Source organism: Terrabacter terrigena, assembly GCF_042676085.1.
GTDB lineage: Bacteria > Actinomycetota > Actinomycetes > Actinomycetales > Dermatophilaceae > Terrabacter > Terrabacter terrigena.
The window spans coordinates 20,106-35,148 of sequence record NZ_JBHTKH010000020.1 but is presented as its reverse complement, the minus strand read 5'-3'; the positions used below and the strand labels follow the sequence as shown (position 1 = coordinate 35,148).

Annotated in this window: 14 protein-coding genes and 1 tRNA gene; 6 read left to right on the top strand and 9 right to left on the bottom strand. The window is 69.3% G+C overall.

All coding sequences use genetic code 11. The annotated features are described in order from the left end of the window. Positions 1 to 33 precede the first annotated feature (33 nt). Complete coding sequence (locus tag ACFQ2V_RS19620) at positions 34 to 330, bottom strand: type II toxin-antitoxin system VapB family antitoxin (RefSeq protein WP_386054628.1); 297 nt, start codon at positions 328 to 330, stop codon at positions 34 to 36. Between the two features lie 51 nt (positions 331 to 381). Here ACFQ2V_RS19620 and ACFQ2V_RS19615 point away from each other — a divergent pair, with 51 nt between their 5' ends. After that, positions 382 to 1,959: a helicase HerA-like domain-containing protein gene (locus ACFQ2V_RS19615; RefSeq protein WP_386054627.1), complete on the top strand. Its 1,578-nt coding sequence runs from the start codon at positions 382 to 384 to the stop codon at positions 1,957 to 1,959. A 104-nt stretch (positions 1,960 to 2,063) separates the two neighbouring features. Here ACFQ2V_RS19615 and ACFQ2V_RS19610 read toward each other — a convergent pair whose 3' ends face one another. From ACFQ2V_RS19610 to ACFQ2V_RS19600, 3 genes are all read right to left on the bottom strand, one after another. Further along, entirely contained in the window at positions 2,064 to 2,900 is an 837-nt protein-coding gene (locus tag ACFQ2V_RS19610; RefSeq protein WP_386054626.1) for a helix-turn-helix transcriptional regulator, read from the bottom strand. A 311-nt stretch (positions 2,901 to 3,211) separates the two neighbouring features. Next, positions 3,212 to 3,301 (bottom strand) — tRNA-Ser (locus ACFQ2V_RS19605). 10 nt (positions 3,302 to 3,311) lie between these two features. Further along, entirely contained in the window at positions 3,312 to 3,815 is a 504-nt protein-coding gene (locus tag ACFQ2V_RS19600; RefSeq protein ID WP_386054625.1) for a nucleoside deaminase, read from the bottom strand. 17 nt (positions 3,816 to 3,832) lie between these two features. Between ACFQ2V_RS19600 and upp the strand changes: the two genes are divergently transcribed. After that, positions 3,833 to 4,471 carry a uracil phosphoribosyltransferase gene (gene upp / locus ACFQ2V_RS19595; RefSeq protein WP_386054624.1) on the top strand — a complete coding sequence of 213 codons (639 nt, stop codon included), beginning with the start codon at positions 3,833 to 3,835 and terminating at the stop codon, positions 4,469 to 4,471. Positions 4,472 to 4,507: 36 nt separating this feature from the next. On the opposite strand, the gene ACFQ2V_RS19590 is transcribed toward upp, so the two are convergent. Then, complete coding sequence (locus tag ACFQ2V_RS19590) at positions 4,508 to 5,497, bottom strand: small ribosomal subunit Rsm22 family protein (RefSeq protein WP_386054623.1); 990 nt, start codon at positions 5,495 to 5,497, stop codon at positions 4,508 to 4,510. An 83-nt stretch (positions 5,498 to 5,580) separates the two neighbouring features. Between ACFQ2V_RS19590 and ACFQ2V_RS19585 the strand changes: the two genes are divergently transcribed. The 3 genes from ACFQ2V_RS19585 (at position 5,581) to ACFQ2V_RS19575 (ending at position 8,251) form a co-directional block, all read left to right on the top strand. Beyond that, on the top strand, positions 5,581 to 5,808 hold the full coding sequence (locus ACFQ2V_RS19585; RefSeq protein WP_386054622.1) for a hypothetical protein: 228 nt from the start codon (positions 5,581 to 5,583) through the stop codon (positions 5,806 to 5,808). 18 nt (positions 5,809 to 5,826) lie between these two features. Continuing rightward, entirely contained in the window at positions 5,827 to 6,624 is a 798-nt protein-coding gene (locus tag ACFQ2V_RS19580; RefSeq protein WP_386054621.1) for a PH domain-containing protein, read from the top strand. Between the two features lie 127 nt (positions 6,625 to 6,751). Next, on the top strand, positions 6,752 to 8,251 hold the full coding sequence (locus ACFQ2V_RS19575; RefSeq protein ID WP_386054620.1) for an amino acid permease: 1,500 nt from the start codon (positions 6,752 to 6,754) through the stop codon (positions 8,249 to 8,251). Positions 8,252 to 8,299: 48 nt separating this feature from the next. Here the strand turns inward: ACFQ2V_RS19575 and ACFQ2V_RS19570 are convergent, their stop codons facing one another. The 4 genes from ACFQ2V_RS19570 to ACFQ2V_RS19555 all read right to left on the bottom strand — a co-directional run bounded on the left by ACFQ2V_RS19570 (position 8,300) and on the right by ACFQ2V_RS19555 (position 13,357). After that, entirely contained in the window at positions 8,300 to 8,926 is a 627-nt protein-coding gene (locus ACFQ2V_RS19570; protein WP_386054619.1) for a helix-turn-helix domain-containing protein, read from the bottom strand. A 298-nt stretch (positions 8,927 to 9,224) separates the two neighbouring features. Then, positions 9,225 to 10,604 carry a Re/Si-specific NAD(P)(+) transhydrogenase subunit beta gene (gene pntB / locus ACFQ2V_RS19565; RefSeq protein WP_386054618.1) on the bottom strand — a complete coding sequence of 460 codons (1,380 nt, stop codon included), beginning with the start codon at positions 10,602 to 10,604 and terminating at the stop codon, positions 9,225 to 9,227. Between the two features lie 6 nt (positions 10,605 to 10,610). Further along, the gene (locus tag ACFQ2V_RS19560; protein ID WP_386054617.1) at positions 10,611 to 12,170 is read right to left on the bottom strand and encodes a Re/Si-specific NAD(P)(+) transhydrogenase subunit alpha; all 1,560 of its coding nucleotides are present in this window, start codon (positions 12,168 to 12,170) and stop codon (positions 10,611 to 10,613) included. Positions 12,171 to 12,316: 146 nt separating this feature from the next. Beyond that, positions 12,317 to 13,357 carry a helix-turn-helix domain-containing protein gene (locus ACFQ2V_RS19555; protein WP_386054616.1) on the bottom strand — a complete coding sequence of 347 codons (1,041 nt, stop codon included), beginning with the start codon at positions 13,355 to 13,357 and terminating at the stop codon, positions 12,317 to 12,319. Between the two features lie 236 nt (positions 13,358 to 13,593). Here ACFQ2V_RS19555 and ACFQ2V_RS19550 point away from each other — a divergent pair, with 236 nt between their 5' ends. After that, entirely contained in the window at positions 13,594 to 14,958 is a 1,365-nt protein-coding gene (locus ACFQ2V_RS19550; protein ID WP_386054615.1) for an ABC transporter substrate-binding protein, read from the top strand. Positions 14,959 to 15,043 lie beyond the last annotated feature (85 nt).

Below are 15,043 nucleotides of genomic sequence, written 5' to 3'. Positions count from 1 at the left end.
TCAATCATCGGCGCTCGTGGTCGAGCGGCCGTGTCAGGAGAGTACGAGGACTCGGGCGTGGAGGACAGGTCTCTGCTGCAGCGCGGCGCGTAATGCCCGGTGGAGGCCGTCCTCGAGGTAGAGCTGCCCCTCCCACTCGACACAGTGGGGGAAGAGGTCGCCGTAGAAGGTCGAGTCGTCGGCGAGGAGGTTGCGCAGGTCGAGGGTGCTCTTGGTGGTGATGAGCTCGCCGAGCTGCACCACCCGGGGCGGCACGTTGGACCAGTCCTTGGTCGTCTCGAGTCCGTGGTCGGGGTACGGGCGGGAGTCACCGACGGCCTTGAAAATCACCGGGTCAGCATAGACATCGAACATGACAGGGTGACGGCTAGAGTTCGACAGGTGACCCAGACACCGGCCTCGGAGTCCAGTGACGGCAGCCAGATCGACGAGATCCGGGCGGGCTACGCGTTCGAGGGTGGGGTGCTCAAGCTCGGTGCCGCCGTCGTCGACGGGCAGGCGCACGCCGACGCCCCGGTCCAGATCCCGCTCAGCGTGCTCAACCGGCACGGCCTCGTGGCGGGCGCGACGGGCACCGGCAAGACGAAGACTCTCCAGCTCATGGCCGAGCAGCTAGCCGACCAGGGTGTGCCGGTCTTCCTGGCCGACATGAAGGGCGACCTGTCGGGTCTCGCGACACCCGGCGAGGGCGGCGAGAAGATCACGGACCGCGCGGCCGACGTCGGTATGCCGTGGGCTGCGACGGCATACCCCACCGAGTTCTACACGCTGGGCGGCAAGGGCAGCGGCATCGCGATCCGCGCCACCATCACGGGCTTCGGACCCACCCTGCTCAGCAAGGTGCTCGGGCTCAACGACACGCAGGAGAGCAGCCTCGGGCTGATCTTCCACTACGCCGACAAGAACGGCCTGGCGCTGCTCGACCTCAAGGACCTTCGCGCGGTCATCAGCCACCTCACCTCCGACGAGGGCAAGGCCGACCTCAAGGAGCTCGGTGGCCTGTCGAGCGCGACGGCCGGCGTGATCCTGCGCAACCTCATCACCTTCGAGGACCAGGGCGCGGGCGCCTTCTTCGGCGAGCCCGAGTTCGAGACGAGCGACCTGCTGCGCACGGCTCCCGACGGCAAGGGCATCATCTCCTGCCTCGAGCTGCCCCAGGTGCAAGACCGTCCGCAGCTCTTCTCGACGTTCCTCATGTGGCTGCTCGCCGACCTCTTCCACGACCTGCCGGAGGAGGGCGACGTCGACAAGCCGAAGCTCGTCTTCTTCTTCGACGAGGCGCACCTGCTCTTCAACGACGCCAGCAAGGCCTTCCTCGACGCCATCGAGCAGACCGTGCGGCTCATCCGATCCAAGGGCATCGGCGTCTTCTTCGTCACCCAGTCGCCGAAGGACGTCCCCTCCGGTGTGCTCGCCCAGCTCGGCAACCGCGTGCAGCACGCCCTGCGCGCCTTCACACCCGACGACGCGAAGGCGCTCAAGCAGGCCATCGCGACCTACCCGCACACCGCGTACGACATGGAGAAGCTCCTGACCAGCCTCGGCATCGGCGAGGCGGTCGTCACGGTGCTCTCCGACCGGGGCGTGCCGACGCCGGTGGCCTGGACGCGCATGAAGGCCCCGAACTCGCTCATGGACCCCTCGCCGCAGGCGACCCTGGACGCCGTCGTCAACGCGTCGCAGCTCAAGACCAAGTACGCCGACGTGGTCGACCGCGAGTCCGCCTACGAGCTGCTCGCCAAGCGTCTCGAGGCCGCTCCCGCACCGCAGCAGGCCGCTCCGGCCCCTGCGCCGGCCCCGGCCCCGGCGCCCGCGCCGAGGCAGCGGGCGCCCAAGGAGGAGCCCAGCCTCATCCAGCAGGTGGCCGGCAGCTCGGCCTTCAAGTCGATGCTCCGGTCGGCCGGCACGGTCATCGGCCGCGAGATCACCCGCAGCATCTTCGGCACGCGCCGGCGCTGACGCCGCGCCCTGTGCGGCCGACCGCCGTGCGCTGTTGCGGTCGGCGTGCGGCGGTGCGCCGGGCGCCGCCGACCGCGAGCGCGCACGACGGGGCGAAGGTCCGCCTAGAGGTCGATCTCGATGTCGTCGAGGTCGCCGTCGACGTCGGCGAAGTAGCTGATGACGCGGATGTCGGGCTCCTCGGCGACCGACAGCACGAGCTGCCGCAGCTGGATGACCTGGCCGGTGTCGAGCCGGATCCGCTTGGTGCGCCCACGAGTCGGGTCGGTGTCGTGGCGTTCCCACCACTCGACGGTGGCCGGGTTGGCCTTGAAGACCTCGTCGAGCACCCGCTTGAACGACGGGTCGTCGGGGTGGCGAGCGTACGCCTCGCGGAAGAGCGCCAGCTGGTCGGCCGCCTCCTGCTCCCAGTCGACGAAGAGGCTGCGCGCCGCAGGGTCGCAGCAGTAGAACCACAGCAGGTTGCGCTCGCGCTTGGTCCGCTTGCCCTCCCAGTCGGTGAACAGCTGGCAGGCGGTGTGGTTCGCGCCGAGCACGTCCCAGCGCGCGCCGACCACGTATGCCGGGTTGGGGTCGATCGAGTCGAGCAGCTCCTCGAGCTCCTCGGTCAGCTCCTCGGGGGCCTGCGGCCGGCGTGACGGCGCTCCGGTGGCGAGGGCGTGCAGGTGGGCGCGACCGTCGGTGCCCAGCTTGAGCGCGCGGGCGAGCCCGTCGATGACGCTCGTGCTCGGGCGCAGGTCACGGCCCCGCTCGATGATGTCGTAGTAGGCGACCGAGATGTTCGCGAGCTCGGCGACCTCGGTGCGGCTGAGGCCGACGCGCCGCCGTCCCTTGACGCGCTTGATGCCGACGTCCTCAGGTGCCAGCTCCTTGCGGCGGGCGCGAAGGAACTCGCCCAGGGGAGAGGGGGTGCGCACGCTGAGCGGGACGTCCGTCGTCATGCCGCACATCCTGCCAGTGGGCTGCCCTCCCGGGGCCCAGGTCAGCCGCCGAGCCCGGGGAGCAGGTCCTCCACCGAGGACTCCCGCCCCGTCTAGATCTCCCCCGCCCGGTCCTCGGCCGAGCTGAGGCCCTCCACCGCGGTCCAGGCCTCGCCACGCTCCTCCTCGTAGGGGTTCGGCAGCGACAGACGGTCCCGGATGCCCTCCTCCGCGCCGATCAGGTGTGGAGCGCCCCTCAGGCACACCCCCGAAAACAACAGTGGCCCTACGTTCCCGTAGGGCCACTGTCGCTGATCTCCTGATACATCACATGGCGGTGGCGGTGGGATTTGAACCCACGGTGGAGTCACCCCCACACACGCTTTCGAGGCGTGCTCCTTAGGCCGCTCGGACACGCCACCGGGAGAGACCTTACCCGAGCCTCCGGCCCTCGAAGAAATCGACCAGGAGGGCGGCCGACTCCTCGGCCCTGACGCCACCGACGACGTCGACGAGGTGCGTTGCGAGCGGGTCGCGGGTCAGGTCCCAGACCGAGCCGCACGCACCGGCCTTGGGGTCCCAGGCGCCGAAGACGATGCGCTCCAACCGCGCCGCCATGGCCGCTCCGGCGCACATCACGCACGGCTCGAGCGTCACGACGAGCGTGCAGCCGTCGAGCCGCCACCCCCGCACCGACTCCGCCGCCTCCCGGAGGGCGACGACCTCCGCGTGCCCCGTCGGGTCGCCGAGCTGCTCCCGGACGTTGCGCCCGCGGCCCGCGACGCGGCCGTCCGCGTCCACGACGAGAGCGCCGACCGGGACGTCCTGCGACCCGACCGCCGCGGCGGCGAGCTCGAGCGCCAGACCCATCCAGTCCGCATACGACTCTGGCGAGGGGACGGGGCGCTTGCCGGGGGTCTCGGATCGCTTGGGCACGCGCTAAGTTTCCACCCATGGACGTCCACGTCGCAGACCACCCGCTCATCGCCCACAAGCTGACCTACCTGCGCGACAAGCGGACGGACAGCCCCACGTTCCGCCGGCTCGCCGAGGAGCTGATGACGCTCCTCGCCTACGAGGCGACGCGCGACGTCCGTGTCGAGCCGTTCGAGATCGAGACGCCTGTGGCGGCGACGACCGGCATCAAGCTGAGCAACCCCAAGCCGCTCATCGTGCCCATCCTCCGTGCGGGCCTCGGCATGCTCGAGGGCATGGTCAACCTGCTGCCGAGCGCCGAGGTCGGCTTCCTCGGCATGCAGCGCAACGAGGAGACCCTCGAGCCGGTCACCTACGCGAACCGCCTGCCCGACGACCTCACCGGCCGTCAGGTCTTCGTGCTCGACCCGATGCTCGCGACGGGGGGCTCGATGGCCGACGCCATCAAGTACCTCGTCGACCGCGGCGCCGACGACATCACGGCGGTCTGCCTGCTCGCGGCCCCCGAGGGCGTCGACCACCTGCGCGAGCAGGCCGGGTCGCTCGGCGTCCCCGTCAAGGTCGTGCTCGGCACGATCGACGAGAAGCTCAACGAGAAGGGCTACATCGTCCCCGGGCTCGGTGACGCCGGCGACCGCCTCTACGGCGTCGTCTGACCGCTCCTTGCGTATGCCGTCGGGCTGGCTCCGCGCTCAGGGCAGCGTGTCGCCCCACTCGGCGTCACGAGCAGAGCGGTAGCGCTCCCCCGCTTTCTTCGACACGACCTCCCGGCCGGCCGTGCCGTCAGGCCTGCAGACCTGGAACTCCACGAAACCCTTGCGCTTCAACGGATGCCGGAGGATGCGACCCGAGTTCGGCTGTCCTGCTGGTGATTCCACGAGGCTCGGGCGCGCAGCAGCCACCCACGAGAACTTCTCATCCTCGTAGGACAGCTCGGCGCCCTTGAGTCGCCGGTGCTCTGCCGAGCGGTTGACGCGCGCCGCGAAGTGGCACCAGTCCCTCCCGACCAGTGGGCATTCGCTCGCGTGCGGGCACGGACCGAGGAGCGTCCAGCCGGCAGCGACCATCGCGGAACGCACCCGGAGCACGCGCGCATAGCCGTCGGGCGTGCCCGGTTCGGCGACGACGACAGCCCTTCCTCGCTGCATGGCGTCGGCGATCAGGAGCTCCTGCGCGGCCTCGTCGAGCTCGCTGAGCACGTAGGAGACGGTGACGAGGTCGGCCTCGAGCTGCGGCCAGTCGCCGGCGACGGCGCGGGCGAACGTCGCGCCTGCCAGCACCTCGGAGGCCGCGTCTCGGACGAGCTCGCGACCCAGGCCGAGGGCCTCCTCGACCTGGTCGAGAACGGTGATGGTCTCGAGCGAGTCGAAGGCGCCCGCTGCCGCCCACGCCGCCGCGCCGGTCCCGCCACCGAGGTCGAGGAGTGACCGAGGTGCGAGGTCACGGTCGGCGAGCTCGCCCAGGATGCGCGACAGGGCCGCGTGCGTCGCCGCCATCCGGTAGGCGGCGTAGGCCGCTACGTGCACCCGCGACGCGAGGATCGGGGCCGACGCCGGGGCCACCGAGCGGTAGCGGGAGACCAGCGCCTCCGTCGTGCGGGCCAGGTCGCGCTCGCTGACCCCGCGCACGGCGCGCGTCAGGGCGGTCCGCAGCTCGGCGGCATATGCTGGCGTTCGCGACACCCGAGGAGGATAGCCGCGGACACGCGGGCTCGAAGCCCATCCGGCGCCCCACCTGCCACGTGCGGCACACTGGACCCACCCCTGTGCCGTGGGGCTGTCAGGGCAGCCTGCGCCACCTTCCCTCCAAGGAGCGACACACCATGGGCCCCAAGGCCAAGAAGATCATCCTGATCATCATTTTGGCGTTCTTCGTGTATGCCGTCTTCACCTCCCCTGACAAGGCTGCCGACATCGTCAGCAACATCTGGGGCGTGCTGGTCGACGGCTTCAACGCCATCCTGCGCTTCTTCAACTCGCTGCTCAACCGGTGATGCGAGCAGACTGAACCCATGGCAGCGCGACGGAGCAGAGACGTCCCGGCCGGGCTGACCCCGATCCTGCTCCCGGGCGAGAACCTGGTGACCGCCGTCCGGGCCCACTGGGCCAAGCTCGCCGAGCCCGCGGCGACGGCCCTCCTCGGCTTCGTCGCCGCGGTCTGGGTCGACTCCAACGTGACGAAGTCGACCCAGGCGCTCGGCACGATCTTCTGGTGGCTCTTCTTCGTCCTGTTCGGCCGGCTGCTGTGGTGCGTCCTCGACTGGCAGCACAACTGGTTCGTCGCGACCGACAAGCGGCTGCTGCTGCGCTTCGGCCTCATCACGCACAAGGTCGCGATGATGCCGCTGCTCAAGGTCACCGACATGAGCTACGTCCGCTCCATCCCCGGCCAGTTCCTCGGCTACGGCAAGTTCGTCCTCGAGAGCGCCGGCCAGGACCAGGCCCTGCGCGAGGTCAAGTGGGTGCCCGACCCCGACAGGACCTACCGCGACATCTGCGCCGAGATCTTCCACATCGTCCCGCCGCCCGGTGACGAGGACTTCGAGGATCTCGACGACGAGCTCGCCGACGACACGAGCGGACCCGGCAGCCCCGCACCCCCGCCGAGCCCGATCACCCCCGGCGGCACCGGCTTCCCCGATGTCCACCGCACCCACAACCCGATCCAGGACCGCCTCGACTCGTACTCCCGGGCCGTGCCGATCCAGCGCCCGTCCGAGCGTCCCGAGACCGTCTACGAGAGCGACGACATCAAGCGACGCCGGCGCGGAGCCGACACCGGCCCCATCTGGCCCCGCCGCGGCGACTGACCCAGAGCGCGGGCGTACGGCTTCGGCCGCGGGTCCTGGAGACCCGGGGGCAGGGCTCGCCGGTGACGCGGCGCACCGCTAGTTTGTGGTGATCCGCCCGTCATCGCCGACCCGCTCGGAGGTCCACATGAGTGTCTTTCGCACGAAGTCGATCGAGGCCTCGATGGCCTCGGCCGACGAATCCGACCATCACCTCAAACGGCGCCTCTCAGCCCTCGACCTCACCGTGTTCGGTGTCGGTGTCATCATCGGCGCCGGCATCTTCACGCTGACGGGTCGCGCCGCCAAGGACTACGCCGGCCCCGCCATCGCGCTGTCGTTCGTCGTCGGCGCGGTGGTCTGCGGACTCGCCGCGCTCTGCTACGCGGAGTTCGCCTCGACGGTGCCGATCTCCGGATCCGCCTACACGTTCTCCTACGCGACCCTCGGCGAGCTCATCGCCTGGATCATCGGCTGGGACCTGCTGCTCGAGCTCATGCTCGGCGCGAGCGTCGTGGCCCAGGGGTGGTCGACCTACCTCGTGAAGCTGCTCGACCAGCTCGGCATCACCTGGCCGGAGAGTCTCGCGCCGGGCTCACACTTCGACCTGCCGGCGTTCATCCTCATCGCCCTGCTGACGACGCTCGTGGCCATCGGCATCAAGGAGTCACTGCGGGTCAACCTGGTGCTCGTCGCCATCAAGCTGTTCATCGTCCTCTTCGTCATCTTCGCCGGCATCGGCTTCATCAACCGGAACAACTGGACGCCGTTCATCCCGCCGTCGCAGCCGGGCGAGGCCGCATCCGGTCTGACGACCCCGCTCTTCCAGGCGATCACGGGCGTCGAGCCGGTGACCTTCGGCGTGCTCGGCATCATGAGCGGCGCCGCGGTCGTCTTCTTCGCCTACATCGGCTTCGACGTCGTCGCGACCACGGCCGAGGAGGCCAAGAACCCGCAGCGCGACCTGCCCATCGGCATCATCGGCTCGCTCGTCATCTGCACGGTGCTCTACATGGCCGTCTCGCTCGTCATCACCGGCATGGTCAAGTACGACAAGATCGACCCGGACGCGGCCCTGGCCTCCGCGTTCACCTCGGTCGGCAAGGACGGCTACGCCACGTTGATCTCGGCCGGCGCGGTGGCCGGCCTCACGACGGTCGTCATGACGCTGCTCATCGGCGCGACCCGCGTGACGTTCGCGATGAGCCGCGACCGCCTCATCCCGAGCGGCCTGGGCGTGACCAACGAGCGCACCGGCACACCGGTCAAGCTCACGATCATCATCGGCAGCGTCGTCGCGCTCATCGCCGCGCTCACCCCGATCGGCAAGCTCGAGGAGATGGTCAACATCGGCACGTTGACCGCCTTCATGCTCGTGTCCATCGCGATCCCGATCCTGCGCAAGCGCCGCCCCGACCTGAAGCGCGCCTTCAAGGTGCCGGGCAGCCCGGTCGTCCCGTGGCTGTCGGCGCTGCTCTGCTTCTACCTGATCCTCAACCTGTCGATCGAGACCTGGATCCGCTTCATCGTGTGGATGGCCATCGGGTTCCTCATCTACTTCGCCTACTCCCGCCACAACAGCAAGCTCGCCACGGGCGAGCCCGAGTCCGGCATCGAGGGCAGCCCGGAAGTTCTCAGCGAACGCTGACCACGACGGTCCGCCAGTACGTGAGCCCGTCCGCGCCTGCGGGCGGGCTCACGACGTCGTCCGCGTCCAGATGGATCGTCCAGGCTCGCACTGACAGGTGCAGCTGGCGAGGCACGCCCGCTCGAAGCAGTCGTCGAGGCACTGGCACTCGGGCGTCGGGCTGACCGCCTCTCGGGCCGCAGCCGCCTCCAGGGCCCGACGCCGTGCGGCGGCCTTCTCCTCCCGCACGCCGCTCACCGTCGGGTGGTCGGCCGGGGTGCCGCGTCGAGCCCTTCGGCGCTGCCGACGGTCGCGTTGCTCGAACCAGGCGAGCGCCGGCGGCCGGCCACGGCGCGGGTCGATGCCGCGGTCGGCGGGCTCGTCGACGGGTGGCCGGGCGTCGAGATGACTCGGCAGCCGCCGACCGGCGTGGTCTCGCAGGACGTCGACGGGGATCGGCGGGACCTCGGCTCCCGAGTGGTCGAGCACCGCGAGCCGCAGGCCGGCGACGGTCAGGATCGAGGCCAGCGTCGCGATGTCGACGCGCACGGCCCCGGACTCGATGCGGCCCACCGTCGCGCGCGACAGGCCGAGCAGCTCTGCGAGCTCGCGCTGGCTCAGGTCCGCCACCCGACGGGCGCGGGCGGCATACCGCGCCGCGTCGAAGTCTTCGGTCGAGCGACCCTGCGCATCCATGAGCGGCACCCCCGAGCATCCTGGCCAGGCGCCGATCGTCGCAGCAGGAACCGACAGTGGAGGTCGACACCGGTCGGCGCATGCCGTATCGCACCGCCCGCTCGGTTCTTGCTCCGCTCAGCGGAGCAAGAACCGATAGCTCAGCACCGACACAAATCCGCCCGCGCGACTCAGATCTTGCTCCCCCTGGCGGAGCAAGAACTGATAGCTCGGCACCGACACAAATCCGCCCGCGCGACTCGGATCTTGCTCCCCTAAGGGGAGCAAGATCCGAGCACAGCGGGCGGGACTGGCCCGGTCAGAGGGCCTTGATGATGTCCTCGACGCGCTCCTTGGCGTCGCCGAAGAGCATGGCCGAGTTGTCGCGGAAGAAGAGCGGGTTCTGCACGCCTGCGTAGCCGGCGTTCATCGAGCGCTTGAAGACCACGACGTCCTTGGCGTTCCAGACCTCGAGCACCGGCATGCCCGCGATCGGGGAGGTCGGGTCCTCGGCGGCGGACGGGTTGACCGTGTCGTTGGCGCCGATGACGAGGACGACGTCGGTGCCTGGGAAGTCGTCGTTGATCTCGTCCATCTCGAGGACGATGTCGTAGGGCACCTTCGCCTCGGCGAGCAGGACGTTCATGTGACCCGGCAGGCGCCCGGCCACCGGGTGGATGCCGAAGCGCACGTCGACGCCGCGTTCGCGCAGCTTCGCGGTGAGGTCGGCGACGGGGTACTGCGCCTGGGCGACGGCCATGCCGTAGCCGGGCGTGATGACGACCGAGCCCGCATGCGTGAGCAGGTCGGCGACCTCCTCGGCGTTCGTCTCGCGGTGGTCGCCGTAGTCGACGTCGGCGTCGCTCACAGCACCGTCGGAGCCGAACCCACCGGCGATGACCGACACGAATGAGCGGTTCATGGCCTTGCACATGATGTACGAGAGGTAGGCACCCGAGGAACCGACGAGCGCGCCCGTGACGATGAGCAGGTCGTTGCCGAGCATGAAGCCGGCCGCCGCTGCCGCCCACCCGGAGTAGCTGTTGAGCATCGACACGACGACCGGCATGTCACCGCCACCGATCGAGGCGACGAGGTGCCAGCCGAAGGCGAGCGCGACAGCGGTCATGACCGCCAGCGGCACGATCGAGTGGGACGCGACGAACCAGACGAGCAGGACCGCCGACACGACGACCGCGGCGAGGTTGAGCCAGTGCCGGGCGGGAAGCATGAGCGGCTTGCTCGAGATCCGGGCGGACAGCTTGAGGAAGGCCACGATCGACCCGGTGAACGTCACGGCACCGATGAACACACCGAGGAAGATCTCGACGAGGTGCACGCCGTCCGAGCCCTCGGACCCCGTGGCCAGGAACGTGTTGAAGCCGACGAGGACCGCGGCCGCTCCGACGAAGCTGTGCAGCATCGCGATGAGCTCGGGCATGCCGGTCATCTCGACGATGCGGGCCCGCCAGATGCCGATCGCGGCACCGATCGCCATGGCCACGGCGATGAGCAGCCAGTTGAGGGCGCCCGACCCGCGCAGGGCCAGCCACAGCGTGGCGACGAGCGCGAGCACCATGCCGATCATGCCGAGGACGTTGCCGTCACGCGCGGTCTCGTGCTTCGAGAGGCCGGCAAGCGACAGGATGAACAGCAGGGCAGCGACGATGTATGCCGCGCTGATGAGTGCGATGTCCATGTGCGGTCAGCCCTTCCGGAACATCGTGAGCATGCGGCGGGTCACGAGGAAGCCGCCGAAGATGTTGATGCTGGCGATGAGCGTCGCGAGGAAGGCGAGCACGAGGATCCCGCCGGACATCCCGCCGGCCCACTGGCCGAGCTGGATCAGCGCGCCGACCACGATGATGCCGCTGATCGCGTTCGTCACCGACATGAGCGGCGTGTGCAGGGCGTGGTGGACGTGGCCGATGACGTAGTAGCCGACGACGACGGCCAGGGCGAACACCGTGAAGTGGCCGAGGAAGCTCGCCGGCGAGAACGCGGCGACGAGGGCGAAGACCAGGGCTCCGATCGCCATCCCGACATACCTTCGCCGTGGGTCCTTCGGCGGCTCAGGCTCTTTCGCGACCTGCTTGCCCGACGTGGGCGCTGCGGCGACCGGGGCCGCACTCACCTGGATCGGCGGCGGCGGCCACAGCAGCTCGCCGTCGCGAGCGACGGTCATGTTGCGCTGCACCACGTCGTCGAAGTCGAGCACGAGCTGGCCGTCCTTGCCGGGCGTCAGCAGCTTCATGAGGTTGACGAGGTTGGTGCCGTAGAGCTGTGACGCCTGGGTGGGCAGCCGGGCCGCGAGATCGGTGTAGCCGATGATCTTGACGCCGCCCGCGGTGACGACGAGCTCGTCGGCGACGGCGCCCTCGACGTTGCCACCGTTGCTGGCGGCCATGTCGACGATGACCGAGCCCGGCTTCATCGTGGCCACCATCTCGGCGGTGATGAGCCGCGGCGCCGGCCGACCGGGGATCAGCGCGGTCGTGATGATGATGTCGACGTCGGGGGCCTGGGCGGCGTACAGCTCGGCGGCCCGGCGGTTGTACTCGTCGCCCATCTCCTTGGCGTAGCCGTCGCTCGACGCGGTGGCCTCGTCGACCTCGGGCAGCTCGACGGGCAGGAAGTCGGCGCCCATCGACTCGACCTGCTCGGCGACCTCGGCCCGCGCGTCGGTCGCGCGCACGATGGCACCGAGCGACCGGGCGGTGCCGATGGCAGCGAGCCCGGCGACCCCGGCTCCGGCGACGAGCACCTTGGCCGGCGGCACCTTGCCGGCGGCGGTCACCTGTCCGGTGAAGAACGACCCGAACTCGTGCGCGGCCTCGACGACGGCGCGGTAGCCGGCGATGTTGGCCATCGACGACAGGACGTCGAGCGACTGGGCGCGGCTGATGCGTGGGACCGCGTCCATCGCCATCGCCGTGACACCGGCGGCGCGCAGCTTCTCGACGAGGTCGGGGCTGATGGCCGGAGCCATGAGGGACACGAGGACGGTGCCGGGGCGCAGCTGCGGCATCTCGTCGTCCGACGGCGCGTTGACCTTGTGCACGATCGCCGAGCCCCACGCCTCGGCGCGGTCGACCACGCGGGCTCCGGCGGCGGCATACGCCTCGTCGGAGAAGCTCGCCCCCTCCCCCGCTCCCGTCTCGATGACGACGTCGTAGCCGAGGCCGATGAGCGCCTGGACGGTCTTGGGCGTCGCTGCGACCCGCGTCTCACGGACACGCGTCTCGCGGGGGACACCGATCTGCACGCTGGGCTCCTTCGCACTAGGGTCTGAGGGCACCGGCTCCCGAACCTACGGCACGACCCATGGGTAGCGGCGGCTCCGCCAGCCACATCACACCAGAGGGCAGCAGGGCGGCCGGGGACGTCTCTGATCGTGGGCAGCTCGCGCGGTCAGTGCGACGGCGCGCGGCGGTTCAGGCTGAAGACCTCGGGTGGCGGCTTCTGGTCGGACTCGAGCCTCCGGTAGGCCGTCGGCGTCGTACCGACCTCGGCGAGGAACTGCCGGTTGAAGTTCGCCATGTTGTTGTATCCGCTCAGGGCGGCCACCTGGGCGACCGAGTCCTCGGTGGTGTCGAGCAGCCGTCGCGCATAGGCGATGCGCAGCTTCTTGACCATGCTCGAGAAGGTCATGCCGGTCGCCGTCTTGAAGTACTTGGAGAACGTCGGCTCGGACATGTAGGCCAGTCGCGCGGCCGTCGACAGGCGGATGTCACCGGTCAGGTTGTCGAAGATGTAGCTGAGCCCAGCCTCACCCGCGTCGCGCGAGGCGGCGTCGGTCGGACGGCCCATCCACTCGCTCGCGACGAGCTCGTACTCATCCGTGGGCGCGTGCGCGAAGAGGGCCAGCAGCTTGAGCAGGTGACCGATCTGCTCGGTGCCGTGGCTGTGCACGCACGCGAGGATCGTCTCGGCGCCACGCCAGGCGGTGGCGCCGGAGAAGACCAGCCCCCGCGTGGACCGCTGCAGCATCTCCGAGACCTCGGCCAGCTCGGGGATGAGCCCCATGACCGCGCGGATCCAATCGTCGCTGAACTGGATCACGGCGTCACGGTCGACGGCGACCTGGCCCTCGTCGAGGTCGCTGACCCAGTCGTGGGGCAGGTTGGGCCCGATCAGGCTCACGTGGCCGGGTGCGAAGGTGCCGATGTGGTCGCCGGCGATGAAGCTGCCCCGGGTCTTGGTGATGAGGTGGATCTCGTACTCGGGGTGCGCACCCCAGCCGCAGATCTCGCTGGGGAAGTCGTGGGTCAGCACCCGGATCGAGGCCTGCGGGTGGTGCGGGATGTACTCGCGACGCACTGCCTGGCCCAGGATCGCCTCCGACGTCAGTGAGCGCGCGGCCTCTGCGTCGCGACGACCGGCCTCAGCGGCGTGGAATTCCTCGTCCGATCGATACGAAATCTTCGCCTCCTCCCCCGCGTGGGACTTCATCGTCACCACCTCATGCGGGGCCGTGACCGATGCGCCCCATGCTGCCACCACCCTCGCGAAAAATCGTATCAATGACTGAGGGCTGACGGCGTTGTTGAGCACGAGACCGCCTCATTACCGTTCCGGCAAGTTCTCGTCAAGAACGCCAGCGGAGCTCACATCCGCTCGGGGCGCTGCCCCACCGGACTCGCAGACCGGGCTGACGGAACGAGAAATGCCTACCAAAGGAGTTGGGAATGCTTGCGAACAAGCGCATGCTCGCGCTGGGGACGGGCGCCGTGGCAGTGGCCATGACGGTGGCGGCCTGTTCGTCCGGGGCGGTGCAGTCCGGTGGCGGGTCCACCGGAGCCGGCGGCGGATCCGTCACCCTCAACGTGGCCACCGTGAACAACGGCCAGATGAAGGACATGGAGAAGCTCAAGACCGAGTACGAGAAGGCCAACCCCGGTACGAAGGTCAACTTCCAGGTCATGGAGGAGGGAGACCTCCGCGCCGCCGTGACGGCGGACGTCGCGAGCGGAGCCGGTCAGTACGACATCGTGACCATCGGTGCCTACGAGACGCCCCAGTGGGGATCCAACGGGTGGCTCGTCGACCTCACCCCCGAGCTGCAGTCGGACGCGTCGTACGACGTGAACGACCTGCTCCCGCCGGTGCGCGACGTCAACACCTTCGACGGCAAGCTCTTCGCTGTGCCGTTCTACGGCGAGTCCTCGATCCTCATGTACAACAAGGAGGTCCTCGACAAGGCCGGCGTCAAGCTGTCCCAGAACCCGACGTGGCAGGAGGTCGCCGACGCGGCGAAGAAGGTCAACACCGCTGACATGGCGGGCATCTGCATGCGTGGCAAGCCAGGCTGGGGAGACCTCTTCGCACCGCTCACCACGGTCGTGCAGACCTTCGGCGGCAGCTGGTACGACAGCAACTGGAAAGCGACGGTTGACACCCCGGAGTGGAAGGAGGCCGTCGGCTTCTACAAGAAGATGCTCGACGACTCCGGTGAGAAGGACCCTGTCTCCTACAGCTTCAACGAGTGCCTCACCGCCCTCAAGGAGGGCAAGGCCGCGATGTGGGCGGACGCCTCCGTGGCAGCCTCGATGCTCGAAGCCGCCGACTCGCCCGTGAAGGGCAAGATGGGCTACGCCCACATGCCGGTCAGCAAGACGAAGGAGTCCGGCTGGCTGTGGAGCTGGAACCTCGCCATCCCGGCGTCGACGAAGAAGAAGGACGCGGCCGTCAAGTTCGTCAAGTGGGCCACGAGCAAGGACTACATCAAGCTCGTCGGCACGAAGATCGGCTGGTCCAACGTGCCACCGGGCTCGCGCACCTCGACGTACGAGCTGCCCCAGTACAAGGACGCCGCGAAGGCGTATGCGCCCATCACCCTCGACGTCATGAGCTCGGTTAACCCGAAGCAGCCGGGCGTCAACCCACAGCCGTGGGTCGGCATCCAGTACGTGTCCATCCCCGAGTTCCAGGACGTCGGCAACCAGTGCGCCCAGCTCGTCGCTGACTACCTGGCCAACCGCGGCACGATCGACGACGCCCTCGGCAAGTGCCAGAGCATCGCCCAGCAGGCGGGCGACAAGCACAAGAAGTGACGTCCCGCTGACGCCCAGCCGACGGGGCCGGGTCCGGCACGCCCCGGACCCGGCCCCGCCCACCTTCTCCAACCCCTGCAGTCGC

Bases quoted from the DNA above. Each gene is read 5' to 3' on its own strand.
- pntB (WP_386054618.1), bottom strand. From the start codon at position 10,604: ATGGACATCGCACTCATCAGCGCGGCATACATCGTCGCTGCCCTGCTG.
- upp (WP_386054624.1), top strand. From the start codon at position 3,833: ATGGACGTCCACGTCGCAGACCACCCGCTCATCGCCCACAAGCTGACC.
- ACFQ2V_RS19580 (WP_386054621.1), top strand. From the start codon at position 5,827: ATGGCAGCGCGACGGAGCAGAGACGTCCCGGCCGGGCTGACCCCGATC.
- ACFQ2V_RS19570 (WP_386054619.1), bottom strand. From the start codon at position 8,926: ATGGATGCGCAGGGTCGCTCGACCGAAGACTTCGACGCGGCGCGGTAT.
- ACFQ2V_RS19550 (WP_386054615.1), top strand. From the start codon at position 13,594: ATGCTTGCGAACAAGCGCATGCTCGCGCTGGGGACGGGCGCCGTGGCA.
- ACFQ2V_RS19555 (WP_386054616.1), bottom strand. From the start codon at position 13,357: ATGAAGTCCCACGCGGGGGAGGAGGCGAAGATTTCGTATCGATCGGAC.
- ACFQ2V_RS19610 (WP_386054626.1), bottom strand. From the start codon at position 2,900: ATGACGACGGACGTCCCGCTCAGCGTGCGCACCCCCTCTCCCCTGGGC.
- ACFQ2V_RS19575 (WP_386054620.1), top strand. From the start codon at position 6,752: ATGAGTGTCTTTCGCACGAAGTCGATCGAGGCCTCGATGGCCTCGGCC.